The sequence below is a fragment of the Mucilaginibacter sp. OAE612 genome (assembly GCF_041806395.1).
In the GTDB taxonomy this organism is placed as follows: Bacteria; Bacteroidota; Bacteroidia; order Sphingobacteriales; family Sphingobacteriaceae; genus Mucilaginibacter; species Mucilaginibacter rubeus.
Window position 1 is genome coordinate 2,696,322 of the sequence record NZ_JBGMUW010000001.1, and the last position, 26,292, is coordinate 2,722,613.

Below are 26,292 nucleotides of genomic sequence, written 5' to 3' on the forward strand. Positions count from 1 at the left end.
GATTACTATGCCAAACTGGTGCAGCAATATTGTTGAATTTAAAGGAGATGAAAAACAGATCGAGTCTTTGAAAGATCTTTTTGAACGCATGGCCCAAAAAGAAAAAGAAACTGATCAAGGCCAGTTGCCTGATTTTATTGCCAAGGAAAAGGGCGGTTATTTCTTTGAAATAGCATGGGATAATGATTATCTAAGCTATCAGACGAAATGGTCGCCGAATATTGCTATCGTAACAGAATTAGCGGATAACTATCAGGTCGGATTTGTACAAAGCTATTCTGAACCGAACATGGGCATCTTCGGTGAAACTAATTATGATGGCAAAACATTGACAGATATTTCGCTAAGTGACGAGGATTTTGAGCAGATTACTTTTGACGAAGAGAACGAGAGGTACCTGTTCGAGGGCGAAACTTATGAAAGTGACTACGAAATATGGGAAACGCTGTTAGAACGAAAAAAAGACGGCCCTGAAAATAATCAATATATAAGAAGGTGATTTTTATTTCCTACCTGTTGCCTTATGCTTATAAAGCATAAGCTATTGCACCCCGACCTATTAAGGCCGGGGTACTTTGTTGTGCCTTTTATTTGCCTGTAAGTTATTTTATTGCTTAAATTGCCAACCTATTTTAAGCGAATGATTCTCATTCGCTTATTGTGATAAGGTTTAGGTTGAAAGTCCCCGGCGGCGAGCGCATCGGGACTTTTATTTTTACTTTTTCAAATGGAAAAACAATGATTCGCCAAAAATTGGAAAGAATAAATAGAGAAGTAATCAATTCCATACATAGCCTTGCTATTTTTGCTAAATGACAGATCAGGAGTTAATAGCCTATTTTGAAAAGGTTACTTTACCGGAAACATTACGGATAAACAGAGCCATTACCCAGTTTAATGTGAAAGAGGCGGTAGATCGGAATATAGAGATGATGCGGAACGATTCCAAAAATGGCCATGCAAGGCACAGGTTAATACAGATCATGGAAGCCATTGAAAACCCGTTTAGCGGGCCGGAAATACCAAAACTTTAACTCGAAAACAGTACGATTGCAAAATCTTACACGGGGATAAGTTAGGTTGGGCTATTTGAAATGACTTTATGATTTCGTAGCTTAGGGTAATATCCAGGTCAGTATCCTAAATTAAAAATGTTAATCGGATACCTAACTTCTAATCTCCTGAACATTGTTTGATGTCGAAACTATACTAACGGAAGCACCTTTTTTGATTACCATTGAAATCAATAGGGGTACGATTGATCTTGATATAATTCCCCATTGGTACAGTGGGGATGACTTTTGTTGTTTTTATATTTTCCAGGCAGGCAAAGAACTTGGTGCCGTTATTTGTGCCGATATCAACGAGTGGGAATGGCTAACCAATCCGGATCTGAATTGGCTGGCACAGCTTGTCGGCAATGAGATCGACTGGCATTTTGTTTAGTAGTAGAAATTTTATTTAAGCACCTTAAAATCGCGCTCCTGCGTAGGTGACCATACCTTAAATTCCAGATCAATTTCTCTGTTGCGGATACGGGCGGTACAAGCAGATACAGAAGCGAATAGCTTTTGGTAAAATTGTTCAAATACGGCACCGGGATGTACGGTAAAAACAATCTGATTAGCTTTCACACTCAACATTTCCTGATATTCCGGCAATTCCTGCTGTAGATATATAACCACCCGCTTTAGGTATTCTGTATGCATATGTTTTAAAGAATGTCTTTGATCAGTCTATCCATTGCTCCACGATGACCGGTAATGAATCCCGCAGCTTCTTCCTGTTCATCAATTGTTAATTTATCCCCGTCATAAATCCAATTTTCCTCGCGGTCAAATAAAAGCATGCCTAACGATTCCATTTTGGGCGCTTCGTAGCCAGGCACTTCAACATGAAATAACTGAAACATGCCATAATCTTCCCGAAATAATTGAAAGGCCAATCCGCCATAAATTAATGCTTCGGTAGCATCATCAAATTCAGGGATTACCCGCAGGGTTAGTTGCCCTCCCTGCTTTCGATCAATTGTAATCGCTTTGGGCCCACTTAAAAATGCCTTATCCATGTTCAGTAAATTTTAATAAAACAAATGTGAATAAAAAATTGTAAAAAAGTAATAGAAAATGCTAAAAATATTAGCATAACTTTATAGTCCTCAAATTTGGCAAACATGGTACCATTTAATTTACAAATAGAACTCAACTCTCGGCTGGTAACTTTCTCTGGCGAACAGCTTGACCAACTCGCTGATCACGTAGGTTTTATGCGCTATCAGATCAGGACATTCAATCATCATTCGGTGATTTATGTGAATATCGAGAAGGATCAGCTGAAACCTGAAGATATAATAGGTTTCAGCGAAGATGAGGTTTTTTCGCTGGATGAAGTGAGAACCATTGCCGCCGCCATTAGGGAGTATAACAGCAGCCGTAAGCTGAATTTTGATCAAATGCACTTTGACTTTTAAACGACGACCATGACTGCAACGAAAGAAGAAATCATCAGCAAACTCAGGCAGGATATGATCCGCTGGGAGGGCTTCCGTCCGCCGCAACCCGGCGCTGACAATGACCTGGGCCTTGGCCCGGTAGCAGCCGCTTTTCCCGACGGCGTGTTCCCGACCGGCGCGATCCATGAATTTATAAGCAGCTGTCCGGAAGACACCGCCGCCAGCGGTGGATTTATTGCCGGTCTTGTTCAAAAACTATTGGGCAATGGTGGGGCCTGCTTGTGGATCAGTTATACCCGCCGCATTTACCCGCCAGCGCTGAAACTTTTTGGTGTCGATCCCGACCGTGTTATTTTCGTAGATGTGCCGCTACAAAAAGATGTGCTTTGGGTTACCGAGGAAGTGCTAAAATGTGATGGTGTTGCAACAGTCATTTGTGAAACTAAAGACCTCAGCTTTACGGAATCCCAACGTTTACAATTAGCCGTTGAAAAAAGCCACGTAACGGGTTTTGTTTTGCGAAAGGATGTCAAAAAAGTCAATACGACTGCCTGCGTTACCCGATGGCAAATCCGGCCTGTGCGTAGCCAGCTTAGAACTGGTATGCCTGGCGTCGGCCATCCGCGCTGGCAAGTTGAATTGCTTAAAGTGAGGAATGGCAGGCCAGGCAACTGGACTGTAGAGTGGAAAAAACAGGATTTTCAGACGATCACCGCACCGCAGCTTACGGAAGAAGCACGCCGTTATGCCTAAGCGTTTTGCGTCCATATGGTTCCGGCATTTACTCACAGACTGGAAGGCAATCCGCCAAACCGGGCTGAAAGGGAAAGCATATGTCTTCGCCGAACCCGACCATGGACGTATGCTCATTACCGCGTTGACAGATGAAGCCAGTAAGTACGGAGTAACGGAAGGTATGACCGTTGCCGATGCACGGGTCATCGCGCCGGATCTCCAGGTTTTCGACGGTAAACCGGGCCGCAACCTGAAATTACTAACCGGCCTCGCGGAATGGTGCCTGCGTTATACGCCGCTTGTACAGGTTGATCCGCCTGACGGTTTATTACTGGATGTAACCGGCTGTACACATTTGAAAGGCGGGGAAAAAGCTTATTTACAAGAAATTGTTTCCCGCTTAAAAGCGATTGGCTATGACGTTCGCCCGGCGATTGCCGACACTATCGGCACCGCCTGGGGCGTTGCCCGTTGCGCGACCTCCGGCCTTATCGTACCTGAAGGCGAACACAGGAATGCGCTGATGCCGTTACCACCATCCGCGCTACGTTTGCCTATGAACCAGCTATTGAAGCTGCGGAACTTGGGCCTGCATCAGATCAATAGTTTTATTTACATGCCAAACGCCGTCTTACGCAGGCGTTTTGGTAAAGATATGGTACTGCGGCTGCAACAAGCACTCGGTCAGGAGGTAGAATATTTATTTCCGCTTAAAGAACCAGTGCCATACAGCGTACGCCTCGATTGCATGGAACCTGTCCGTACCCGAACGGCTATAGAAATAGGATTAAATGATTTGCTCGAAAGGCTTTGCAAAAGGCTTTACGGTGAAGGTTTAGGTGTCCGCTCCGCTATATTAACCTGGTATCGGGTAGATGGCAAGAACGGGAACATTAGCATAGGCACCAATCATCCCAGTAACCGAACACAGCACTTATTCAAATTATTTTTTATTAAGCTGGAAACCATCGCGCCGGGACTTGGCATTGAATTATTTGTGTTGGATGCACTGAAGACGGAACCTGTCAACGATAAGCAAAGTGAAATTTGGTCAGCCGGAGGCGGCGCGGATAGTGAAGAAGTAGCCGAACTGCTTGACCGGGTAGCAGGCCGGATCGGCACAGCTCATATTAATCGTTACCTTCCAGGGGAACATTACTGGCCTGAACGCACGCCGGAACCAAACACCAATTTTAAAAAGAAACCCGAAAGTGATTGGCGCACGGATAAACCACGGCCTATGCAAATACTGGATAATCCGGAACGTATTGAAGCGATGGCGCTAACACCGGATTACCCGCCCAAGTTATTTATCTGGAAAGGTGAGCAGCATATTATCGTAGGTGCCGACGGCCCTGAGCGCATCGAACGTGAATGGTGGCTCGAACCGGGTGAACACCGGGACTACTATATCGCCGAAGATGAAGCAGGGCGTCGGTATTGGCTTTTTCGCTCAGGCCACTATAATGCAGAAAACAATCAACACTGGTATCTACATGGCTTTTTCGCATGAGTTACGTCGAATTACAGGTGACCAGCAATTTTAGCTTTCGGCGCGGCGGCAGTCACCCGGAAGAACTCGTCGACCAAGCGGCCGATTTGGGGTATGATGCGATTGGCATCAGTGATCGTAACACTTTTGCAGGTGTTGTCCGTGCTTACCAAGTTGCTAAAGACCGCAATATCCGACTGATTCCCGGTGTTCGCCTTGACCTGCTCGATGGCCCAAGCTTGTTGGCTTATCCAACTGACAAAGAATCCTATGCCCGGCTTTCCGCTTTACTTACATTGGGCAATTTGCGTGCTGAAAAAGAAAAATGTTATATTTCTAAAAGGGATGTTTACCAGCATTCTGAAGGGTCTTATTTTATTATCATACCACCCGACAAGATCACCCAAGATTTTGAATTTGAACTTGTATTTACGAACCATGTAAAAGATTACAAGCAAAACCTGCCTAACCTTTATCTCGCTGCAACCAAATATTATACAGGCGATGATGCCAAGCGCCTTTTCCTGTTAGCTGAATTAAATATCCCATTGGTCGCCACTAATGATGTTCATTATCATCACCCTAACAGAAGGGAACTGCAAGACGTTGTGACTTGCATTCGGGAAAAATGCACGATTTTTAATGCCGGTTATAAACTGCATCAAAATGCCGAAAGGCATCTCAAAGAAAAAGCTGAGATGGAGCGCTTATTTCGCAATTATCCGGAAGCGATCATTAATGCCCGAACTATTGCTGATGCCTGCCGGTTCGACCTGAAATCACTGAAATACAAATATCCCAGTGAACTGACCACTGGCGGTCGTACACCTCAGCAGCAATTGGAATACCTCGCCTGGAAAGGTGCGAATAGCTTTTATAATAACAACATACCGTCAAAAGTCAAAAAAGCTATTGAAGATGAATTGGAGATCATTGCCGAATTGGATGTTCCCGATTATTTCCTCACTGTAGAAGACTATGTTACTTGGGCCAGGAACCAGCATATTCTTTGTCAGGGCCGGGGATCTGCCGCTAATTCTGCAGTTTGCTTTGTGCTCGGCATTACGTCGGTTGCACCTGATAAATCCAATTTACTCTTCGCCCGTTTCCTTTCCAAAGAGCGCAACGAGCCGCCTGACATTGATGTAGACTTTGAGCATGAACGGCGGGAAGAAGTAATGCAGTATGTCTACAACCGCTTTGGCCGTGACCGTGCGGCGATCCTGCCAACCGTATTTATGCTCCATTACAAAGGCGCGGTTAATGATGTCGGACGCGCTATGGGACTTTCGGTAGATGTGGTTAAGCAACTATCTGATGCTTACGGTGATCTGTCCGATGAGGAAATTACGGCGGCACAAGTCGGCTCTTTGGGGCTTAATCACAAAGATCCTCATTTGCTAAAAGTGATAGAGCTGACCTCCCTGCTTATCGGCTTTCCCCGTCAGCTTGGCCAGCATACTGGGGGCTTTGTTATTACAGACGGGAAGTTAAGCGACCTGTGCCCAATCTTTCATGCCCGCATGGAAAACCGCACGAATATCGAATGGAATAAGGACGACATAGACGCGCTCGGTTTTATGAAAGTAGATATTTTGTCTTTGGGAATGCTGACCTGTATCCGTAAGGCTTTTGATTTGGTGCAAAACCATTACGGCATTACACTCACCTTAGCAAATATTCCGCAGGACGACCCAAAAGTTTATGAAATGATCACTGCTGCCGACACCGTTGGCGTATTTCAGATTGAAAGCCGTGCGCAGATGTCTATGCTGCCACGAATGAAGCCTACCTGCTTTTATGACCTGGTGATCGAAGTAGCAATTGTACGGCCAGGCCCGATACAAGGCGACATGGTGCATCCCTATATCAGGCGACGGAATGGAGAAGAAGCTGTAGATTACCCATCGGACGAAATTAAATCTATATTGGAGCGCACACTCGGCGTACCGCTGTTCCAAGAGCAGGCGATGGAATTGGCTATAGTTGCTGCCGGATTTACACCAGGCGAGGCTGACCTACTTCGTCGCACGATGGCCACCTTTAAATTCAACGGTATGGTTAGTAAGTTTGAGCATAAACTGATCAACGGTATGACTTCTCGTGGTTATACTGAAGAGTATGCCCGCCGTATTTTTAAACAGTTAGAGGGATTTGGAAGTTATGGTTTTCCCGAAAGCCATGCCGCCAGTTTCGCTTTACTCGTTTACGTTTCTTGTTGGCTGAAATTTTATTATCCCGATGTGTTCTGCGCTGCTTTACTTAATAGTCAGCCCATGGGCTTTTATCAGCCTGCACAGATCGTTAGGAATGCCCGTGAGCATGGTGTTAAAATGCTGCCTATTGATGTTAACCTTTCACAATGGGACAATACGCTTGAAGCCAAGCAAGGTGAATATTTTGCGCATAGATTAGGGCTTAGGGAAATTGATGGCATTAGAAAAGAGGAAATGGAAAAGCTTGTGGCGGGCAGAACTAAACCTTACACCGCTCCTCATCAGATTTGTGATGCCGGAGTTAGCGTAGCAACGATGGAAAAACTCGCAAATGCCGATGCTTTCCGTTCTATGGGACTTGATCGCAGGCGCGCACTTTGGGAAGTTTCTGCACTACATGACCGTCCTGTGCAATTGATGCAAGGCCAACCATCGGAAAGCGTTCACGAGCCGGAAGTGAATCTGCCTGAATTGCGTTTGTCCGAACACGTCGTACAAGATTACGCTACAACCGGCCTTTCTATAAAGGGCCATCCACTCAGCTTTATTCGCCATACACTTGAATTGCTGCATATCAAAACAGCTAAAGAAGCTAATGTGATTGAAAATAAAACAGTCATTAAAACCGCTGGCTTAATTTTGATCAGGCAGCGCCCAGGGACAGCTAAAGGAGTTTGCTTTATAACATTGGAAGATGAAACCGGCATAACCAACCTGGTTGTTTTTCCAAAACTGTTCGATAAATACCGCAAAGAAATTTTACATGCGCGATTACTGATGGTTGAAGGTGTGGTCGAACGTGCTGAAGTTACGCACATCATTGTGCGCCGTGTTTTCGATATCACAAAACTTTTGGGTGATCTAACCGCAATCCGTAACGAGAAACAACCTGTTTTGACGTTGTCACGAGCTGATGAAAAAGCCTCCCCATTTATTCCGGTGGAAAAACCGTTAAAGTCTCTCGATAACGAATCGGCCAACTACCTGCACAAAGGCAGGAATTTTAAATAAACATTAGTTGAACAGGTCGCCTTGGGGATTCATACCTGGCGGATAATAAGTTCTGACGGTACTTTCGACTACTGTACCTGATGGCCGCTCGGCACCAGCCAGTACAGGCTCAAGATCGTCGGGCCAATGATTAAACTTTAGTTCCTCAGCAACGTCAAGGTAAGCCGTGTCTATCGGCGCTAATTCCTGAAAGTCACGCGGCGTCGCTTCTTTAGCGGTGCGATAATCTGGATCAATCGTACAAAACTCTAATAAGCGTGACGGTATTTGTGTGCGGGCAATGGTGCTCAATCGTTCCTCGTCCGGCTTTTTGAGTAACCATTCATACGCCAGGTCTTCCGTTAATATCGTCGGCATGCGCAATTTAGTATTATGAACTTGGCGCATAAGGGCATTGGCCTCTGTAATTCCAATAGCGACGGTATTTACAAACTGGCTCGTTTCCGGGTCTAACCATTCGTTATATAAACCTGGCATAAAAAAATACTCCTGGTTCTTTACCGTCACATAATATGGATACTTGATAGTCTCTTTTAGCTCTTGTCCCTTCTTGCCAATCTTCGGGACATGTCGGCTTTCGACGATACCTGTAGATAATACTAAGCAACGACGGTTTTTAGCTGCGGAAGACCACATAGACCGTTTGCCGTCCTCCTTCACAAAAAGATTTTCTGATTTAAAATTAAGAGTAGTGTATTTGGCGCGGAAAATATTGGCCTCGGAACGGGTTTTCACAAAACCAGGAACATAGCCCCATTCGGCCTGCACGATCTCAAAATCTTTTCCATCTTCAGATGGAACTAATATAGCACAGGGGGCATAGTTAAAGCCGTTATGAACGCCGACATTCAGGAAATTATAATTTCTGATCGCTTTTTCTATGCCTTTTAATCGAATAAATTCCGAGCGGGTAACTTTTTGTCCGTTGTAGTAACACATAGTTGGTTCCTCCTGTATTCACGAATATACGTAGCAATAACCTTGCCTGCAAATTCCGCTTCTTTCTGACGTCCTTCAGGTAGGGAAGTCCAGAATTTCAATCCGTCACTATCTTCCGCTATCGTAATATTTAAAGGCGGTTTGGAATTGGGGTAGACAATATGATAGACCCGAGCCGACTTAATAGTATGGTCAGACACTTGGACGATCTGCCCGTTTAGTTCCACCTCAAATATCTTCGGATCATTCATTAAGACAAATATACTAATAAAATTAGTAATTTTAAAAAAGCATTGTAAGGGTGAATTTTTCAAACAATAAGCATCCCAAGAAAAGCATATATTCAAACTGCAAATAATGGGGATTGGTTGGCGCGTATTTCGCAAATTATGGAGGCTCTAACGAGAGATAGAGATCAACAGGAATGGGAATATAAGGTTGCTATACAAAGGCAATTATTGCAGGTTCAAGAAGCAATTCAGAGGCGATTTTTTAATAACCAACATGGTGAAAGGCAGAGGCCGTTATAGGGTGGATACAACCTATCCAAATACAAAAATTGGTTTCCAATTAGCCGGGAAATGTTTTGACCGCCAGCAGCTTTGCAAAGTTTCCAACTTATGTGTTTCATTATCGCGAAAATAAACGACTGCATAGAATAGGTTATACCGGTCATCTCCGCGATAATTTACCGCATCGATTTTAATCTGATCAATATAGTCTTCGGGATTATCGTTCGGGTCAACCAATTTATATTCTATAGCTGTTTGTAATTCAGGTATGAATAGATCGGCGCTATAATGCTTGAATTTTCCTGGAAATAATGGAGCCTTGCTGTAAATAATTTCCGGGTACATCATTTGCAGAAACCATTCTATGGCCTTATAAACTGTTGTTTCCGTTTTTATAACAGTTTTGGTTTTCTTCACTATTAGGTGGCTATTACTTAAAACAGATTCCAGCATATTTGTACTGATACGTTTTTCTTCCCGGAAAATGTCGAATGCCCGAAAAGCCAATAAAAAATCCTCAAATTCCCGCAATCGGTATAGATATGAGTCACGGCCTTCGTCGAAAGGCATGGCGCCCGCATCAAGCATGAAACCTGCATCCTCCAACCTGTTTTCGTAACGGTTTCTGAATGTTTCCGCAAGCAGCGGTAGCCTTTGTGTCTCCAGATATGCCAGGATCAAAACATAAATTCTTTTCAGCGTATCATGAACCCAATCCATCATTTCCGCCTTGGAAGTGCTGTCCCGGTCATGCAGGTCCTCAAATTCCTCCTGCATGGTATGTTTAAAGTATTCGGAACTTAAGGCACTGATCCGATCCCGGATTTGGGTGGCAAGGTAGTCTGTCTCTAAGGGTTCTGCCATAATAAGTTGTCTAAAATTCGTGAATAATTAATTAATCGGTTCTATCAGCAATTTAAGATTTGGGGTAAAACATTAGTTGAATATTTACATCTTTTTCTGGATGAAACAAACCTGCTAAAATATTTTCAGTTAGCAAGTCGATGTTTTCAAGCAATTGTTGATTCAACCTCTCAAGTTTTTTATCACTTTCTATTTGATTGAGAATATTTATTGTTGTTTGTTTTGCCTCAACAACAGTGAGTTTGCATTGATATTCAATCAGATAGTCAAAGTCCATAGTATCAATTAAAAAAGTAGTCTGCCAGCCATTCTTAACCTTATTTACTTGCTGAATTGTAATATCTAAATCATCAGTTAAGTACCGGAACAAATAAACAAGCCTCTTTTCGAGCAGTGAATATTTTAATTTTTCATCGACGACCCATATTAACTTTTGTAGGAATGAAAGTATGATATCATATTTTTCATACACAAAATCAATCCGTGAAATCCCCAAAATACGTATTCCCTCTTCACGATTTGTATTCAAATAAAGTAGGCCTTTACTGCTTTTTACAATCCGATCAAGTTCTTCATTTTTTACAATTGAGAACTCCCCACCATTATGCATAATCTTATTTCTTAAAAACTGTATGTCTTTAAATATTGACAAAAAGTGCTGTTCCCGCTGAAGATCTATCTCTAAAACCTTGTCAAAATAATCGAAAATAGATTGCAGATAATCCTTGCCCTCCAAATCGCCCAGGGAAATCCTTTTATTTAAAGTTGTTTTTAATAGGCCGCAAAGTTTTCTCAACTCGTTTTCGACCAAGGCATAAACGATTACCAAAGATGACTTGTTAAAATAGCCTGCCATCTCAAAAAATTGGGTTTTTAAACGCTCATCAGCTGAAGCAAAATGATTTTGCATATCCAATACTCCAGCGTCCATTGTGGCAAAACTATGTTTATCCTCATCACTTCCTCCGGCTTCAGCATAGGATTTTTTATAGGCTGCAAGTGTTTTTTCTTCTGCTTCAAGCTGCTCAGCTTTTAATTTTTCAAGTCCCTGCCTTAATTCTTTTCGGTACAGTTCGGTCGTTGTTTCTGAATGTTTACGGTAAAGGACAATCTTGTTTTGGAGAGAAATAAAAAAAGTATCCAAAGGATGTGCTTCCCTGACATCGAAAAAGTAAAGTGAAAGGCTAAAATCGTACATAAACAAAGATACTTTTTTCTCTAACCATTCATTAATCAGCTGCGAATCCATATTTAGATATGCAAAACATTTGTATTTAATATCAGTACATTTGCTTACACCCTAAATTATATGTCAATCATCACAATATATTTTGATGAACCTAAATTGTTTGATCCATCGAATATCAACCCTTTGAGTGGTATCGCTGGCTTATATTTTATTTTCAGCCAGTCGATCTTTATACAATATCCTTTTGACACCTCAAGGCTTTTATACATTGGCATGAGTGAACGAAAAACCAATAGCATAGGCAGCAGGCTTATTGGACATTTTGGTGGTAAGTCTAAAAATGTCGGATTGGTAAACTATCGAAAAATTGAGCCTCTATATTTTACTTATATCAATTTTGAAATGTTGCGCAGCAATTGGGTTTTTAGGATCGAAGATTTAGAAAGCTATTTCATATTAAATTTCGTAGAACACTTCGGTGTTTATCCTATATGTAACAATAAAACAGGGTTTGAAATCCTGAATAACACTATTGATACGCATTTTAAAATCGATTGGAACTATTTTAAATAATATTATGACAAATCCTGTTAAGTCCGGAAAAGAAATTTTAGATGACTTTTTTGCGGAAATTCTCAATATATCTGATGTAGATTCAGCAATTGCACAATGTTTAGCCGATTTGTATGGCCAGAATAAGCTAACAGACACTAATGTGAAAAATGAGTTGCAAAAACTAAGAGAGAAAAATGGCAACAAAAATTAAACGACTTGACATTGCTGGCTTAAGGGGCATACAAGAAATATTTACGCTGGATCTTGGAGGAAAATCCATCCTGCTGTATGGGGACAATGGCACTGGTAAAAGCAGTATTTCTGATTCATTGGAGTGGTATTATACGGATACTGTTTCCCATTTATCCAGCAGTGAAATTGACCTGAAAGATGCTTTACGAAACGCGTATCTTGAGCAAGATATCGAATCATCTATAAATATTTCTTTTACGCGACCAGCTATCAATTCAGATAGAAAACTATTTTATAAAAAGGGAAAGTTAGTTACAGAGTTTTCAAACGGCGCGACGGATTTTACGGAATATTTAGCTCAATCTCAAAAAGAAAATTTAATCCTACGCTATCAATTTTTAAGAGATTTTATTGATCAGACTAAGGGGGATAAACTCAAAAACCTATCTGATATTATCGGATTTTCTGAGGTAACAAAAACTAAAGAAGTTTTAAAAAAATCTTTTAATTCCTTAAAAGCGGAGATCAAGAATCAGAATTTTGAAACTCAGATTAACACTCAAAAACAAACCTTAATAGAAAAGATTGGTGCAGCAATTAGCCAGCAAGTAAATCTTTTTGAAAAAATCAACGAGATTATTCAGCCTTTAAATACCGGGATCATTATCACCTCAATGGGGGATATTGACCAAGTTTTAATAAAATTGAAAACACCGGCCAGCGCAAAACTTGTTAACGAATTGCGTTTTTTGGAGAATTGCCATAATTCGCTTGGTAATCTCCAATCTGAGATTGATTTGATTGATACGGAATATGCTAAATACTTCTCCGAATTTGATAAAATAGCTAATGATGTTCAAAGCATCATGCAAACTTTTTTGGCTGAACTGCTAAAAGTGGGCAACGACGTAATAAGCAAAAAGTTTCATAAGGAGGATAGCTGTCCCTTATGTCTACAGCCCAAAAATCTTACTGATTTACAGGCTGAAATAAAAATAAGGCTTCAGGAAATAGGAGAATCTACTAAAAAGAAAGCATCTTTCGACAACGCGAAACTAAGCATCACGGGCATTGTTGCAGAAAGATTAAAAAGATTAGATGCAATTTCCACCGATGTGTTATTAAATGACGCATTAAATTCCTCAATTAAAACAGCTATAAGTACATTAAGGCAAAAGATAGAACTTTATCAAAAGGCGGCAATTGAAAAGGTGACATCCGGTAATAAAATTAGTACTGGCAGCTTACTAAAACTCCAGTTAGGTGATTTTAAAGAGCTTAATGTTATCGCTGACAGGGTCGCCAAAATCAAAACGGCGATAGCAAGCGATAATACCACAATTCTCTATGCGAATATTTCCGCAGCCAGGGATGCCTTTTTGAAAATTAAGCAATTCGAAGTTGACCGGGTAAAACTTGAACAGCAAAAGAACACATTTGAGATTATTTATAATGAGTTTGTTAAAAAGCAAAAGGAGGGCTTACAAAATTTCATAGATACATTTTCCGGAACAATTAACGAGTTCTATCAATATATGAATCCAGGTGAACTTTTTGAGGAAATCAGGATAGTTACCATTGGAGAAGAAGATGAGTTGAATGGGATCACCATCGAATATAAATATAAAGGGGAATGGGTATCTCCCCCACAAAAATATTTTAGTGAATCCCATTTAAACTGTTTTGGTATTTCATTTTTCTTAGCGTCGGTCGTTGCTTTTAACAAAGAAAATAAATTTATCGTATTGGATGATGTAATATCCAGTTTTGATACCAATCATCGCAAAAAATTTGCTGACCTGTTGTTTGAGAAGTTTTCTGACTATCAAATTGTGCTATTGACACATGAGGAGCAATGGTTCCAATATGTGCGGCAACTGGCTAAAAAGAAAGGATGGTCAATCAATGAAATTAAATGGACAGAAGCAAAAGGAACACATTTGGACGAATTGCCTAATGATCTAAAGGAATTGATAGAATCAAGCATCGCCAGTGGAAACATAAATTTTCTTGGTAACCCAATCAGAAAATATTTGGAGCATATATTGAAAGGCATTTGCCTTAACCTGGAAGTTAAATTGAGTTTCCGGTTCAATGATATTAACGAAAAGCGTATGCCGGACGAGATGTTGAGTGAACTAAAATCCAAAATCAATAAAAGCAGTGTTGATTTAAAAGCCAAATTACCCATTATAGATCGACTTGCCAGTTCGGCCTTATTGGGCAATTTACTTTCTCATGATAACCCCTTTAGTCCCAAGTTAGGTGATTTAAAGGCATTCTGGAGTGACATTATTGAATTTGAACATTTGTTTCATTGCCAGGATGCCGACTGTAAAAAGCCGGACGTGTCATTGAAAAACTACGATACCGTTGCTAAAACAATTAGATGTGGGTGTGACAAGACTAAGTACGATTGGAAATAACGAATTTAAATATTGACAGAAAATGATCCTTCAGTTTCAAAAAATTAAAAAAATAGGTTGTTACGATGACTTTGTGTTTGATTCGAAACAGCTTAAACCTTTTGGGAAGGCCAATATTCTGTATGGAAGTAACGGTAGCGGGAAAACCACCGTTAGCAACCTGCTTTTTTTGTTGTCGAGGCACTGTAAGGAAAAAACAGCCCTACTTAACGAACTATTAGATACAGCATCTGAATTGGAAATTCTGACAGATTCAGGAAAAATAACCAACAAAAACATCGCGGAGAAGAATTTAGATATTTATGTATTCAATTCTAAATTTATAGCAGACCATGTGTATAATGGTACAGTGGCCAATATTGATTCTTTCAGCAAGGACATCAAACTTACGAGCCCTGAAATAGAAAAATTAGATAATATAATCGACCGGCTTAACAAAAGGATCGAAAAATTAAATAAATGGGTATCACAAATTGAAAATAAACTGGATGGGATTTTTAAATTTTACAATGACGAATTTCAGAAAAAGGTCAGTGGCTCGCGTTTAGTCAACGTTAAACCGTCTATTAGTAATAAACAGTTAGGAGACATTACGATATTAAAAAAGGAACTTGAAAATCTTTATAAAGAGTATTCTAAAAAAAGCAAAGAAACCAATACAGTTGAGAAGTTTGCATCATTAATAGACCGGGTTAATTCAATCTTGAACTTTGATATAGATACCGATGAATTAATAAAGAGGCTAAAAACTAAAATCAGTACAGAGGCTAAAGGAAAAGTAGGAAATCGAATTAGTTCATTTCAAAAAGCAATTGAAGATAAAAACGTTACGAGTATAGGTGATTTGAATGACTGGTTCAAAGAAGGTGGTAGATTATTGCATATTTCCAAAGATATTGATAAACATTGCCCACTTTGTGATACCGATTTATCAATAAATATTGATTCTATTGTTGACGAGTATTCTAATTATTTTAATGACGTATTAATTAACTTATTGGATTTTATTGATTTGGCTAATTTATCTTTTGAGCCATTTATTGCAAAGGGCCAGATTAATAAAAATGAAAGGATAATACTTGATTTGATTGATACTTGTAAGAACGAGTTCAATTTTGATATAGAACCATTCACTTTTCTGCCTGAAAGAAACAATTTATTAAGTGACGCTATTAAAGAGATTTCTGAATTACTGAAACAGAAAAAGCAGAATCCTAACACAGAGATACTAATTCAGAGGGAACATATTCAAATTTTAAAAGATTACGGAAATTCTCTCACAGAATTTAAATCTGCTGCTCTAACAAGAATACAAGAGGAATTAGCTATAATTCAAGGTAAAAGTATTGATTCAATTATAAAGGAGATCAAAGCAAAGATTGGCTTAATATCAGCTGTTGAATTAAATTTGGAAAGCAATAATATTTTCAAGTCGATAAGTAAAAGGAATTCCGATATAGCACGAATCTGTGAGAAGTTGGTTAAGCAAATTAGTGAACTTGTTGTCGGTCAGCAAGTCAAGAAAACCGATGAGATTGCGAAATTGAACGCAGAATCTAAATATATCAATATTTATCTTAAACATTTTGGCATAACAAATTTTGAGGTTGACAGGGATAAGGTTAAGACACTTAATAATTTAGTAATAACATATAAGTCCGGCAAAAGAAAAACCAGTCTCAATCATTCCCTTAGTGAAGGTGAAAAAACGGCATTAGCTTTCGCCTATTTTATCAGTAAATTAAGGGTTGAAAAAATTGAGGGAAGCCCTAACGGTTTTGAAAACTCAATCATAATTATTGATGATCCTATTTCGAGTTTGGATGATAATAGGTTGTTTCAAACAGCGAACCTTATTGACTCATTTTTATTTTATAATAAGATAAAATTAACCGAACACGGGGTGGAAGAAATAAGTCATCATCCAAGTCAACTGTTCATATTAAGTCACAATCTTACCTTTGTAAAATATTTACATAATGCACTTAAAACAAATGAGCATTTGGCTGATAACATACAAGAGTATTTTTTAACTCAACAATCACCCAGAATCAGAAAGCTGCCATCAGGCTTAAAAAACTTCACCAATACCTATATAGTTAAGTTAAAGGAGATTGTTGATTTTAAAGAGAAAAAAATTGAATATGAAATTGTAAAAAATTATTTACCGAACTACATTAGAATAGTACTTGAAACATTTTTGTCCTTCAAATTGGCGCTTGTTAATGATTCTCATGACCGCTTACCCGGACTATCACACCTTATAAAAGGCGTTGTAAGAGAGTTTGATCTTATTGATGATGTTGTTATAGGAGGCATTGATAAAGATGGAGCTATCAAAAGATTGAACCATTTAAAAAAGATTGCAGATCATGAATCGCATGGTAGTATATATCGGGCAGAAGAATTTGCATTTATTTCAGAGCAGGAACTAAAAGAATTCGCAAAAAATACAATCCAGGTGATTGAGTACATCGATGGTTTGCATTTTAGAAAAATCAGAAGTCATGTTTAAAATACTATTTAGTTAGGATTCTATTTAATTATATACTTGTACTTAAACATTCTTACATCTTTAATTAACAAATGGCATTAAGCTGGAATGAGATAAAAGTCTGGATATTGTGGAGCCAGAGATCACCCTGTTCAAAAATTAGCATCGGTTAATTCCGGACCACTTTGACCAAATCATTTTCGTGTCTGTCAATTTGAATCTCTGTTACTACTAATACAACCTGATGGTCTATATCTTACGGAAACGCCTGGTCAAGGTTCCCGCAATATCCAAGCATATTACCTTTTGTTGTATACACATACCATGCTACTTTGCAGCTGAATAACAGGAACGATATTTTCACGGTATCTAAAATACTGGGACACCGGCATGTAAAAACGACGCAGCGCTATACCCGGCTGTTTGAACAGAAAAAAAGGATACCAACAACCACATCGTGTTCGATCTTTAAATCCGTATCTTGGACATTTTCTCAGATAGATCAGCGAAAATGAAATATAACCTAACCGTAATCAACGACGATGATTTTGAGCAGCTAGCAAAAGATTTATTGGAACGGGAACTTGACATATCCTTGCAGACCTTCAAATCCGGGAGAGATCAAGGTATTGATCTTCGGTACGCAATGAATGTAGAGAATGAGATCATTGTCCAGGCAAAGCATTTTATCAATTCTAAATTCAGTGATTTAAAAACCCAATTGAAAAAGGAGCATAAAAGCATGAGCTTGCTTGCGCCTGAACCCAAACGATATATCTTGATCACCTCTTTATCATTAAGTGTTAAGCAAACAAACGAGGTGGTTAAAATAATGGCGCCATACATTCTTACATCTCAGGATGTTTATGGCATGGGTCGCATTGAATCGATGCTGACCAAATACGAAGATTTAGAAACAAAGCATTATAAACTTTGGATCACCAGTACCAATGTTTTGAGAAATGTCCTGAACAATGGAGTAAAAGGTGTTTCGGAATTTTATGAGCAAAAAATTTTGCGAAAAGTAAGTCTCTATGTCCCGACTGTAAATTATCAGGATGCAGTTGATAAATTGAATGAAAAAAAATTCATTGTTATTTCCGGAGAGCCTGGAATTGGAAAAACAACAATATCTTATTTATTAATATGCGGGCTGCTTGCCAAAGGATTTAAACTGGTTTTTATTGATGATAGAATTCCGGATGCGAATAACATAATTTCAGCAGACTCTAAAGTTAAACAAGTCATTTTCTTCGACGATTTTTTCGGCTCTAATTTTTATGAAATCCTAAACCCAAGAAACTCAGAAAGCGCACTCATCAGCCTGATTGAGCGAGTATGTAGCCTAAAAAATAAATATCTTATTCTCACCAGCCGTACTACGATTTTAAAACAAGCGGAATATAATTACGATAAGTTTGCCAATTCTCGCCTCGGCTCAGTTTCCAATTATGAAGTCCAGATCAAGGCCTATTCTAAATTCGATAAAGCACGAATACTGTACAATCATTTGTATCATTCTGATTTGCCAAATGATCAGCTAAAGGTCTTTTTTGAATCAAAGAACTATATGAAGATTATTGAGCATGACAATTACTTCCCCCGATTAATCGAATTCATCACTACCTCAGTAAACTTGGAAAATTATAAAGGAAAAAAGCTCGTTGACTTTATATTTTCAAAACTTGACCACCCAGATCAGATATGGGAATCTGTTTTTGAAAAACAACTTCATGATACTGACCGTTTTTTGGTGACAACGCTTTTTAGTTTTGGTGGTAGCCGCGTGCATTCAAACGTATTGGAACACGCATTTGAAAAACGCTTTAAGTATGAAATATTAAGTAATGGGCATAAGGTAGGTACAAACGACTTTAAAATAGCATTAAAACGCCTTTTGGATGGTTTGATTACGGGGAGGGTTGAATCGTCTGGTACCATTTATAGTTTTATTAACCCTTCCGTAAATGATTTTCTCATCAAATATTTAAATGACAGCCATTCGGAGCAAAAGCGAATACTTTATTCGGCTATCTACTTTGAGCAGATATATTCGGTTTTCGATGAGTCTATTTTCGGTAATGTAACTATACCTCCCGAAATAATTCCGGAGTTTTATGAAGAATTTAAGCGAATTTATCCAGACATGCGCTCCATCAGGGACACTGATCAAGTTTCTAAATGCCTAAATAGCCTTTATATATATTTTCGGTTTTTTTTGGAGGAGGTGGATGTTAAATTGTTGGTTGAACTATTAAACGACATCGTGCCTGAAAAGGTAGATATTTTCGATCAAAGCCGATATGCTTATATATTGGAGTTTTTAAATGAGTTTCCAGAAACGAAATCAATGGTTGCTGCTAATTACAAAACTTATTTTACTGCGTTACTTGATCACTGTGACGATTCTGGAGACTTTATGAATGCAATTCGTCTGTTAAACCGTTATGGTATAAAGAAAGAAGTTTGGCAATCGGATGAACAGTTTATGGAAAAAGTTCAAGTATCTGTTAACAGCGTATTTGATGGTACTGCGGATGATATCAGTCTTGATAAACACGAGACAGCCATACTCAAGTTTTGCAGAATTGATGAGCGCGAAAGCGCTGAAGACCTTATCAATGAGGTTTATCATGCTGATTACGAGGACTATTTGAAAAATTGTGGCCTCGAAGACTTTTACGGTGATTTTGTGGATTATCTCTCTTATAGCGTTGACAACCGAATAGATACTATTATCGATAGCTATGACTATGAACCTGATCACGCTGAGCGGGGAGTAATTGCGTCCGAGCCGACTGTTGAGGACACCAATTCCGCTATTATTGAATTATTTGAGCGCTAATCAACACCTTAATACAAAATAGGTTTAAAAAATAAAGCAGACCGACAGTTCAAACAGATTTTCTTCAGTTTTGTAAATTTTAGCAGATCATTAATTATCCCTTATCTTCTGTAAATTTGAATAGGCACATATTATAACCAGATGCGGAAAGGATGAAACAGCACCAATAATTGCATAATTCAACGAAAAACCGTCACCATTCCGTCACTAAGTTACTTGCAAAATAGAAAAATTATTCTTAAATTAGCCCTAAGCAAGTCAAAAACGCGGTTTTTGGCTCAAGATATTTCGACCCAACTCGACCACTCATAATCTTTTGGTCCCTGGTTCGAGCCCAGGTGGGCGCACAAATTAGTGTTTTCGGCACTAAGAAAATCCTGTAAGTCGTTGATTTACAGGATTTTTTATTTTATTCCAATCCTTCTCAATCCTTTCGAATGCACCGTTTTGGCGGACAATCCGGCGGACAAAAATCGTTTTTTAGATTTGTCCGCTTTTATGAATTAATTGATTGTAATACAGTTAGTTGAGTTCCTGAAATAAGGACTCAAATGCACTCAGAAAAACTGTTAAAAATCGCAATCCGGCGGACAAAAGCGGCCTGAAAAGAACGGTTTCAGGATGTAATTAATCATTTATTCATAAACAAACTGTTACAAAAATGAAAACATCGCAGTCGTTTGGTGTGCATTTCAGCATCAAGAAAGGAAGAGAAAAAGAAGATGGTAAAACCAAGGTTTACGCCTCGATCACGGTCAACAAGGAAAAAGTAATCATTGCCCTGCCGCATTTCGTGAATGCAGAAAGCTGGGACAAAGGACGCGGCTGTGTCAAGGTCAGGCTGCCGGAAGCCAAAGAATCCAACACCTATCTGGAGCAGGTCAGATTCACCATTACCACCTACTACCGGCAATTGCAGATCGCCGGAAAAGAGATCACGCCGGCTTTACTCAAAGCTTGCTTCCTCGGCGAAGTAACTGAGGAAACCTACTCGCTCAGTAGGCTGATGGATTATCATTATGAGGTCGCTTCGGCAGCATTCACCTGGAGTACCCTTAAGCACTACGCGGTGATCCGGTGCTACCTGGAAAAGTTCCTGAAAGAGAAACGCAAGACCACCGATATCCGCATCCATGAGATCGACTACAAATTTATCGTCGATTTTGAAACGTATTTGCGCAATCACAAGCCAGCTGACCACCCTCAGCCGATCAATAATAATGGTGTGATGAAACATTTGATCCGACTGCGCAAGATGACCACGCTGGCTTTCAAACTGCAATGGATCAATAAAGACCCCTTCAAAAATTACAGGTTCCGGTATAAGAAGGTAGAAACAGCCTTCCTTTCCAATTCAGAACTGAAGCTCGTTCAGGAGCATGAGTTCGCTTCCGGGTCGCTCGTCATGATCCGCGACCTTTTTGTATATGCCTGTTATACCGGCCTTTCGTTCGTCGACCTGATGAATCTGACGGAACGCAATGTGGTCGATGGCGAAGACGGTGGAAAATGGCTGAAGCTGTTCCGGCAGAAAAACAATGAGGCAACCAATATCCCTTTGCTGGCACCGGCACTTGCCCTGATGAAGAAGTATGAAGACGATCCCAGGGCAGTTTACCACGGCACGATCTTTCCGACCCTCACCAACCAGAAGGTTAATATGCACCTTAAAGAGATTGCCAAGATCTTAGGTATCAAAAAGACCCTCACCTTCGGTGTAGCCCGCCACACGTTTGCCACGACGATCACCTTAGCCAATAACGTACCTATTGAAACCGTCAGCAAAATGATGGGCCATACCAAGATCGCCACGACGCAGATCTATGCCCGTGTACTGCTTAAAAAGATCAGCGAGGATATGAGCGTGCTGAAGGAAAAACAGAAACCGAACCCAAGCGCCCGGCAGCAAGAAGATCGAATGTTAAACCCGCAATGAAACGCGTTAGCTAATGGAACAGCTAACCAATGACAAACTTTTCAGGTCAGTCAGGGAACTGATCGAAAAATCCCGCAGCGAGGTTGTTCGGAATGTGAACACCGTAATGACCTACACCTATTATCATATAGGTGAAATGATCGTCAATGAAGAGCAGGCCGGCAGCCAGCGGGCCGCTTATACGGAAACAATCGTCAAAGACCTCAGTCAAGCGCTGACGCGCAATATGGCAAAGGTTATTCGCATCGTAACCTGGACTATTTCAAAAGGTTCTACCTGTTATATCAGGAACAGATTCCGCAATCACTGATTGCGTTTTCCGGTCTGTTCAAATTAAGCTGGACACATTACATCCAGTTAATGAAGATTGCCGACCCCGGTGAACGGGAATTTTATGAGCAGCAATCGGTAACGAATAACTGGTCAGTCCGGGAATTGCAGCGTCAGCACAATTCTTCCCTGTTCGAGCGGCTGGCGTTAAGCCGCGATAAAAAATGCGTACCGGATGGTGCGGAGGCAGGTCAAACAAGCTAAGAACCCATTCGTGCGTTGAAAAGCCCGTTCGTACTGGAGTTTTTGGGCTTAAAGGAGGATAGCGGCTATTCGGAGAATGATCTGGAGACCGCCATCATCAATAAACTGGAGCACTTTATGCTGGAATTAGGTAAAGGCTTTTTGTTTGAAGGACGGCAGCGGCGCATCACCCTCCCTGGTCGACAGTTTTCTTCAATGAGAACCATGGTCTGGTCGGAACGGTTTTATTCCTTCAAAAGTTTTCAAAAACTATAATACTGCCAGATCTCAAAAACTGAATATAGCCAGTGGCGAACCGCGTTGGTTATATATATGTTACACCAGAATATTTTAGCAATGAAGATATTATTCCTTGTGAAGAATGGTTGAAAAGCGGCGCAACACATTGTTTTAGAGATAAAAAGATAGTTGCTAATATATCATATAATATATGATATATTAACTATTTGTTAACAAGCTTATGATAGCTTTGTGAAAAACCTATCATACCTATGGTGCTTTTTTTCCGGTTGTCTAAAAGGCAATTACCAAATCTGCTGCTCTGTTTCAGTATTTTGGTTCAGTTTTCCTGCAAAAAAGAGAACGTTAAAGTTGTGTATCCTGCCGGGAGCAATGAAGATATTAATACCTGGATAACGGATAGTCTCAAACGATATTATTATTGGACAGACCAACTGCCTGCACATGCAGACATCAGCAAGCCCCCTTTGGTATATTTTAACACTGTAAAAAACACGGCCGATCCCTTTTCTTATATTATTCTCCCCAGCGATCCTACAAGCGGGATTGCGAACAGCAAAAGTAAATTCGGATTTGATTACAGTACGATCGTTGAACAAAGAACAGGTTTGGTTATTGGCGTAATTAAACTGGTACTGAATGATTCGCCTGCCTCCAGGAACAGTTTGGTGAGGGGGGATTATATCAACAAGATCAACGGTAAGCAATTAACCCGTGATAACGCCAAAGACCTCCAGAGCGAACTACTTTCTGGCAATAGTGTCACATTATCCATAGCTCGCATTAGCGGAGATCAGCTGATCGCGGATAGGGATGTGGAAATTTCATCAGGTGCCACCTTTGAACAGCCGGCCACCAGCAAAGTTATAGCGGCCGGAAATAAAAAGATCGGTTATCTCTATATCAATGATTTTAGCCCCGGGCTGGCTGCTTCTCTTTATAGTGTTTTTGCAAGGTTTAAAAGTTCGGGGATTTCAGATCTGATACTTGATCTGCGTTATAACTCCGGCGGACAAGTTGCAGAGGCTGCCGGTCTTACGGCAATGATAGCGAATGATATAAATTATTCAACGCCCTTTATCATTTACCTGGGCAATAAGAACGGCGGCAGGCGAAAAGAGTCTGTCGGGGATGCCGCTACTTATGATGGTACCGTAAATTTTGAGCTGGCATTACAATACAACTTAGGCTTAAAACAAATTTATATACTGGGCACCGGAGCTACTGCTTCTGCATCTGAGGTTATGATCAATAATTTAAAACCGTACATGCAGGTTACGCTTATAGGCGAAGTAACGCGGGGGAAGGATGCTGCGTCCTTTAAAATTTCTGATATGCGCGTACCTAAGCGGGTAGCATGGGAAATGCATCCGATAGTGTATAAACTCTTTAACGCCGTCGGGAGCGGAGATTACAGCGGAGGGATTAATCCTGATATTTCCGTAAACGAGCTGGCGACTTTACCGTTGCTCCCGCTTGGATCGGAGAATGATCCGCTTATAAACACCGCAATAACTATTATCAAAGATGCTCATGCGCAAAGAGTAACGCTCGCTGCGCAAACGAAAAAAAGGACGACGGGGGCGCTAACTGTACTTGCAGACTCCAAACTATCGGCCAGTTCATCAAGTGTGGTTGTTACACACCGCTAAAACTCAAAAGCATCTTGCACATTTAACATTAACTTCAAATTAACCCGGTTAACTTGCAATTGTCTTAACCTGCTGCTGTATGAAATATTTGAAAACCTTATCTGTTAAGCAACTTTTAGCAAACGTCAAAGCTGGGGATGGCGATGCTTTCGGTGAAATTTATAGACTATACAGAAAAAAAGTTTACACTTTCGCTTATCGTTTTGTAAGATGTGCAGAAGATGCGCATGAGCTTACGCAGGATGTTTTTGTCCGTCTTTGGGAAAGCCGTGATAAGATAGACCCGGAAAAAAACTTTGACGCTTATCTGTTCAGTATGGTGCGAAGTTATTTTCTGGATGCTCTTAAAAAGAAAACAAGGATGTCTGTTTACAGAGCGGCGAACCAAGGCGAACCAACCCATAATTCCACAGACCAATATATCGAGCTGCGCGAGTGCGGAAAAATTGCCATGCAGGCGATCGAGTCTTTGTCTCCACAGGCCAGGGCTGCTTACCTTTTGAGCAGGGAAGGCGGCTGCTCACACGCTGCTATATCACAACAAATGGGTATCTCTCCCAATACCGTTAATAACCACATTAAAAAATCCCTGGGCCACATCCGTGCAAGATTTCGATATCTGTCTCCAGATACAATTCTTCCTGCTTTGCTGATAATCATATCCCTTACCCCGGAACTGGGCTAAATTCTCTTTTCCTATAAGTTCTCCTATTGCTTCAAATAGCAAACACGGCGATATACCGGTTTGCCTTAATTGCGCACGCAGGTTATACAGAGGTAGAACATCGTTATCGTGTTTGAGGAGATGCTTTTTATTCAAGCCCGAACTTTTTTCAAATAATTTCATATTCATATAGCCATACTTCGCCTGCCAGTCTTATATACTATAAAATGGCCAATTGCGGCAGAAGTAACAAACGTGGAACACAGCGACGAAATAAAGAGCTTATTCAAAATGTATCTGGAAGGTAAAACTGACGCGGTTCAGGAGAAAATCCTGTTACGGTACCTGCGAGATCATAAAGATGCGGAATCAGAGTTGTCAGCTGTTATGGAAGCGGTGTGGCGGGAGGAGGAAATGGCCATAGACGAAGCAACTGACCCGGAAGCTGAACTGGAGCTGATATGGACCAAAATTAACCGGAGCAGGCGGAAAAGAAGCACCCATTTCCCACTGCTCAGATATGCCGGGGCACTGATTTTACTTTGCTCGGCTGCAGTGATCTGGTACAAGTTGAAACCGGGCCGGCAGCATGTGGTTGACCCCGTCGCTCTGGTAAGTAAAACAACCGTGGCCAGTGAAAAAATTAAAATGCTGCTGCCTGACAGTTCTGTAGTTTATCTCGGAAGCGAAACAAAAATTACCTGGCCAGAACATTTTGAACCTGGCCATCCCAGGTATATAAGCCTTGAAGGCGAAGCTTTTTTTGAGGTGAAGCACGACGCAACCCGCCCGTTCATTATAAAATCCGGAAAGCTGGAAACCAGGGTTTTGGGTACCTCTTTTAATGTTTATGCCTACCCTGCCGATAATACAGTAACCGTGACCGTACGAACAGGGAAAGTGGGTGTTATCGAGAACCGGAACGGCATTCGTACCACCCTGTCATTGCTGTCGCCGGGTATGCGGATAACGTACCGTAACAATGACCATAATTACCAGGTTAGCAGTGTTAAGGCCACAGAGTCTGATGGTTGGATAAGCAACCGTTTCGTTTTCAGGGACGAAAACCTGGGTGATATCCTTTTTAAGCTTCAGCGCTATTATGACGTTCGTTTTGAGATAAAAAACCCGGCACTTGCCCGTTGCAGGTTTAATGCTACCTTTTTTAACCAAAACATCCATGGTGTTATGCAGCAGCTCAGCATTATGAGCAGCGGGCACATCAAATACAGGATCAACAACAATAAAACAGTCGTCTTATGGGGGGAGACTTGTGAATGAAGACATAACCTTATAAAGTCAGGCAAACAGTTGCCCGTTGTGGGGTTCGCCACTTATCATACA

General features: G+C 40.5%; 22 protein-coding genes and 1 pseudogene. 18 read left to right on the forward strand and 5 right to left on the reverse strand.

From position 1 onward, the window contains the following. Nucleotides 1–7 precede the first annotated feature (7 nt). The 3 genes from ABID99_RS11290 (at nt 8) to ABID99_RS11300 (ending at nt 1,446) form a co-directional block, all read left to right on the forward strand. Entirely contained in the window at nt 8–499 is a 492-nt protein-coding gene (locus ABID99_RS11290; protein WP_373613764.1) for a hypothetical protein, read from the forward strand. A 313-nt stretch (nt 500–812) separates the two neighbouring features. Further along, nucleotides 813–1,034, forward strand: coding sequence for a hypothetical protein (locus ABID99_RS11295; RefSeq protein ID WP_373613765.1), 222 nt, complete (start codon nt 813–815; stop codon nt 1,032–1,034). A 154-nt stretch (nt 1,035–1,188) separates the two neighbouring features. Beyond that, nucleotides 1,189–1,446, forward strand: a complete 258-nt coding sequence (locus ABID99_RS11300) for a hypothetical protein (protein WP_373613766.1) — start codon at nt 1,189–1,191, stop codon at nt 1,444–1,446. A gap of 11 nt (nt 1,447–1,457) precedes the next feature. Here the strand turns inward: ABID99_RS11300 and ABID99_RS11305 are convergent, their stop codons facing one another. Both ABID99_RS11305 and ABID99_RS11310 read right to left on the reverse strand, forming a co-directional pair. Next, nucleotides 1,458–1,709, reverse strand: coding sequence for a hypothetical protein (locus tag ABID99_RS11305; RefSeq protein WP_373613767.1), 252 nt, complete (start codon nt 1,707–1,709; stop codon nt 1,458–1,460). A 5-nt stretch (nt 1,710–1,714) separates the two neighbouring features. Then, a complete protein-coding gene (locus tag ABID99_RS11310; protein ID WP_373613768.1) occupies nt 1,715–2,068 on the reverse strand; it encodes a hypothetical protein in 354 nt (117 codons plus the stop codon). Nucleotides 2,069–2,173: 105 nt separating this feature from the next. On the opposite strand from ABID99_RS11310, the gene ABID99_RS11315 reads away from it, so the two are divergent. The 4 genes from ABID99_RS11315 to ABID99_RS11330 are packed head-to-tail and all read left to right on the forward strand — an operon-like array spanning nt 2,174 to nt 7,906. Further along, a complete protein-coding gene (locus ABID99_RS11315) occupies nt 2,174–2,470 on the forward strand; it encodes a hypothetical protein (RefSeq protein ID WP_373613769.1) in 297 nt (98 codons plus the stop codon). A gap of 9 nt (nt 2,471–2,479) precedes the next feature. Beyond that, nucleotides 2,480–3,205, forward strand: a complete 726-nt coding sequence (locus ABID99_RS11320; RefSeq protein WP_373613770.1) for an ImuA family protein — start codon at nt 2,480–2,482, stop codon at nt 3,203–3,205. Further along, nucleotides 3,198–4,700, forward strand: coding sequence for a DNA polymerase Y family protein (locus ABID99_RS11325; protein WP_373613771.1), 1,503 nt, complete (start codon nt 3,198–3,200; stop codon nt 4,698–4,700). The genes ABID99_RS11320 and ABID99_RS11325 overlap by 8 nt, the downstream gene beginning before the upstream one ends. Beyond that, nucleotides 4,697–7,906 (forward strand): error-prone DNA polymerase, encoded by a 3,210-nt coding sequence (locus ABID99_RS11330; RefSeq protein WP_373613772.1) that lies wholly within the window; start codon nt 4,697–4,699, stop codon nt 7,904–7,906. The genes ABID99_RS11325 and ABID99_RS11330 overlap by 4 nt, the downstream gene beginning before the upstream one ends. A gap of 3 nt (nt 7,907–7,909) precedes the next feature. On the opposite strand, the gene ABID99_RS11335 is transcribed toward ABID99_RS11330, so the two are convergent. The 3 genes from ABID99_RS11335 to ABID99_RS11345 all read right to left on the reverse strand — a co-directional run bounded on the left by ABID99_RS11335 (nt 7,910) and on the right by ABID99_RS11345 (nt 11,470). Continuing rightward, on the reverse strand, nt 7,910–8,845 hold the full coding sequence (locus tag ABID99_RS11335; RefSeq protein ID WP_373613773.1) for an SOS response-associated peptidase: 936 nt from the start codon (nt 8,843–8,845) through the stop codon (nt 7,910–7,912). A gap of 542 nt (nt 8,846–9,387) precedes the next feature. Next, nucleotides 9,388–10,221, reverse strand: coding sequence for a hypothetical protein (locus tag ABID99_RS11340; protein WP_373613774.1), 834 nt, complete (start codon nt 10,219–10,221; stop codon nt 9,388–9,390). Nucleotides 10,222–10,273: 52 nt separating this feature from the next. After that, nucleotides 10,274–11,470, reverse strand: a complete 1,197-nt coding sequence (locus ABID99_RS11345; protein WP_373613775.1) for a hypothetical protein — start codon at nt 11,468–11,470, stop codon at nt 10,274–10,276. A 60-nt stretch (nt 11,471–11,530) separates the two neighbouring features. On the opposite strand from ABID99_RS11345, the gene ABID99_RS11350 reads away from it, so the two are divergent. From ABID99_RS11350 to ABID99_RS11400, 11 genes and pseudogenes are all read left to right on the forward strand, one after another. Continuing rightward, a complete protein-coding gene (locus ABID99_RS11350; RefSeq protein ID WP_373613776.1) occupies nt 11,531–11,983 on the forward strand; it encodes a hypothetical protein in 453 nt (150 codons plus the stop codon). 4 nt (nt 11,984–11,987) lie between these two features. Further along, complete coding sequence (locus ABID99_RS11355) at nt 11,988–12,176, forward strand: hypothetical protein (RefSeq protein WP_373613777.1); 189 nt, start codon at nt 11,988–11,990, stop codon at nt 12,174–12,176. Then, entirely contained in the window at nt 12,160–14,583 is a 2,424-nt protein-coding gene (locus tag ABID99_RS11360) for an AAA family ATPase (RefSeq protein WP_373613778.1), read from the forward strand. The genes ABID99_RS11355 and ABID99_RS11360 overlap by 17 nt, the downstream gene beginning before the upstream one ends. Before the next feature lie 22 nt (nt 14,584–14,605). Continuing rightward, complete coding sequence (locus tag ABID99_RS11365; protein WP_373613779.1) at nt 14,606–17,098, forward strand: AAA family ATPase; 2,493 nt, start codon at nt 14,606–14,608, stop codon at nt 17,096–17,098. A gap of 490 nt (nt 17,099–17,588) precedes the next feature. After that, entirely contained in the window at nt 17,589–19,922 is a 2,334-nt protein-coding gene (locus tag ABID99_RS11370; protein WP_373613780.1) for a hypothetical protein, read from the forward strand. Nucleotides 19,923–20,583: 661 nt separating this feature from the next. Then, the gene (locus ABID99_RS11375; RefSeq protein ID WP_373613781.1) at nt 20,584–21,858 is read left to right on the forward strand and encodes a site-specific integrase; all 1,275 of its coding nucleotides are present in this window, start codon (nt 20,584–20,586) and stop codon (nt 21,856–21,858) included. A 106-nt stretch (nt 21,859–21,964) separates the two neighbouring features. Continuing rightward, nucleotides 21,965–22,392: pseudogene (locus ABID99_RS11380) on the forward strand (DUF1016 N-terminal domain-containing protein). A gap of 15 nt (nt 22,393–22,407) precedes the next feature. Further along, entirely contained in the window at nt 22,408–22,647 is a 240-nt protein-coding gene (locus ABID99_RS11385) for a PDDEXK nuclease domain-containing protein (protein WP_176629034.1), read from the forward strand. 236 nt (nt 22,648–22,883) lie between these two features. Further along, nucleotides 22,884–24,284, forward strand: coding sequence for a S41 family peptidase (locus ABID99_RS11390; RefSeq protein WP_373613782.1), 1,401 nt, complete (start codon nt 22,884–22,886; stop codon nt 24,282–24,284). A 79-nt stretch (nt 24,285–24,363) separates the two neighbouring features. Continuing rightward, a complete protein-coding gene (locus ABID99_RS11395; protein WP_373613783.1) occupies nt 24,364–24,969 on the forward strand; it encodes an RNA polymerase sigma factor in 606 nt (201 codons plus the stop codon). 234 nt (nt 24,970–25,203) lie between these two features. Then, a complete protein-coding gene (locus tag ABID99_RS11400) occupies nt 25,204–26,229 on the forward strand; it encodes a FecR family protein (protein ID WP_373613784.1) in 1,026 nt (341 codons plus the stop codon). Nucleotides 26,230–26,292: the final 63 nt, after the last annotated feature.

Coding starts and splice junctions, on each gene's coding strand:
- ABID99_RS11355 (WP_373613777.1), top strand. CDS start 11,988: ATGACAAATCCTGTTAAGTCCGGAAAAGAAATTTTAGATGACTTTTTT.
- ABID99_RS11350 (WP_373613776.1), top strand. CDS start 11,531: ATGTCAATCATCACAATATATTTTGATGAACCTAAATTGTTTGATCCA.
- ABID99_RS11340 (WP_373613774.1), bottom strand. CDS start 10,221: ATGGCAGAACCCTTAGAGACAGACTACCTTGCCACCCAAATCCGGGAT.
- ABID99_RS11330 (WP_373613772.1), top strand. CDS start 4,697: ATGAGTTACGTCGAATTACAGGTGACCAGCAATTTTAGCTTTCGGCGC.
- ABID99_RS11395 (WP_373613783.1), top strand. CDS start 24,364: ATGAAATATTTGAAAACCTTATCTGTTAAGCAACTTTTAGCAAACGTC.
- ABID99_RS11315 (WP_373613769.1), top strand. CDS start 2,174: ATGGTACCATTTAATTTACAAATAGAACTCAACTCTCGGCTGGTAACT.
- ABID99_RS11365 (WP_373613779.1), top strand. CDS start 14,606: ATGATCCTTCAGTTTCAAAAAATTAAAAAAATAGGTTGTTACGATGAC.
- ABID99_RS11375 (WP_373613781.1), top strand. CDS start 20,584: ATGAAAACATCGCAGTCGTTTGGTGTGCATTTCAGCATCAAGAAAGGA.
- ABID99_RS11335 (WP_373613773.1), bottom strand. CDS start 8,845: ATGTGTTACTACAACGGACAAAAAGTTACCCGCTCGGAATTTATTCGA.
- ABID99_RS11345 (WP_373613775.1), bottom strand. CDS start 11,470: ATGGATTCGCAGCTGATTAATGAATGGTTAGAGAAAAAAGTATCTTTG.
- ABID99_RS11390 (WP_373613782.1), top strand. CDS start 22,884: ATGGTGCTTTTTTTCCGGTTGTCTAAAAGGCAATTACCAAATCTGCTG.
- ABID99_RS11305 (WP_373613767.1), bottom strand. CDS start 1,709: ATGCATACAGAATACCTAAAGCGGGTGGTTATATATCTACAGCAGGAA.
- ABID99_RS11370 (WP_373613780.1), top strand. CDS start 17,589: ATGAAATATAACCTAACCGTAATCAACGACGATGATTTTGAGCAGCTA.
- ABID99_RS11310 (WP_373613768.1), bottom strand. CDS start 2,068: ATGGATAAGGCATTTTTAAGTGGGCCCAAAGCGATTACAATTGATCGA.
- ABID99_RS11360 (WP_373613778.1), top strand. CDS start 12,160: ATGGCAACAAAAATTAAACGACTTGACATTGCTGGCTTAAGGGGCATA.
- ABID99_RS11290 (WP_373613764.1), top strand. CDS start 8: ATGCCAAACTGGTGCAGCAATATTGTTGAATTTAAAGGAGATGAAAAA.
- ABID99_RS11325 (WP_373613771.1), top strand. CDS start 3,198: ATGCCTAAGCGTTTTGCGTCCATATGGTTCCGGCATTTACTCACAGAC.
- ABID99_RS11295 (WP_373613765.1), top strand. CDS start 813: ATGACAGATCAGGAGTTAATAGCCTATTTTGAAAAGGTTACTTTACCG.
- ABID99_RS11320 (WP_373613770.1), top strand. CDS start 2,480: ATGACTGCAACGAAAGAAGAAATCATCAGCAAACTCAGGCAGGATATG.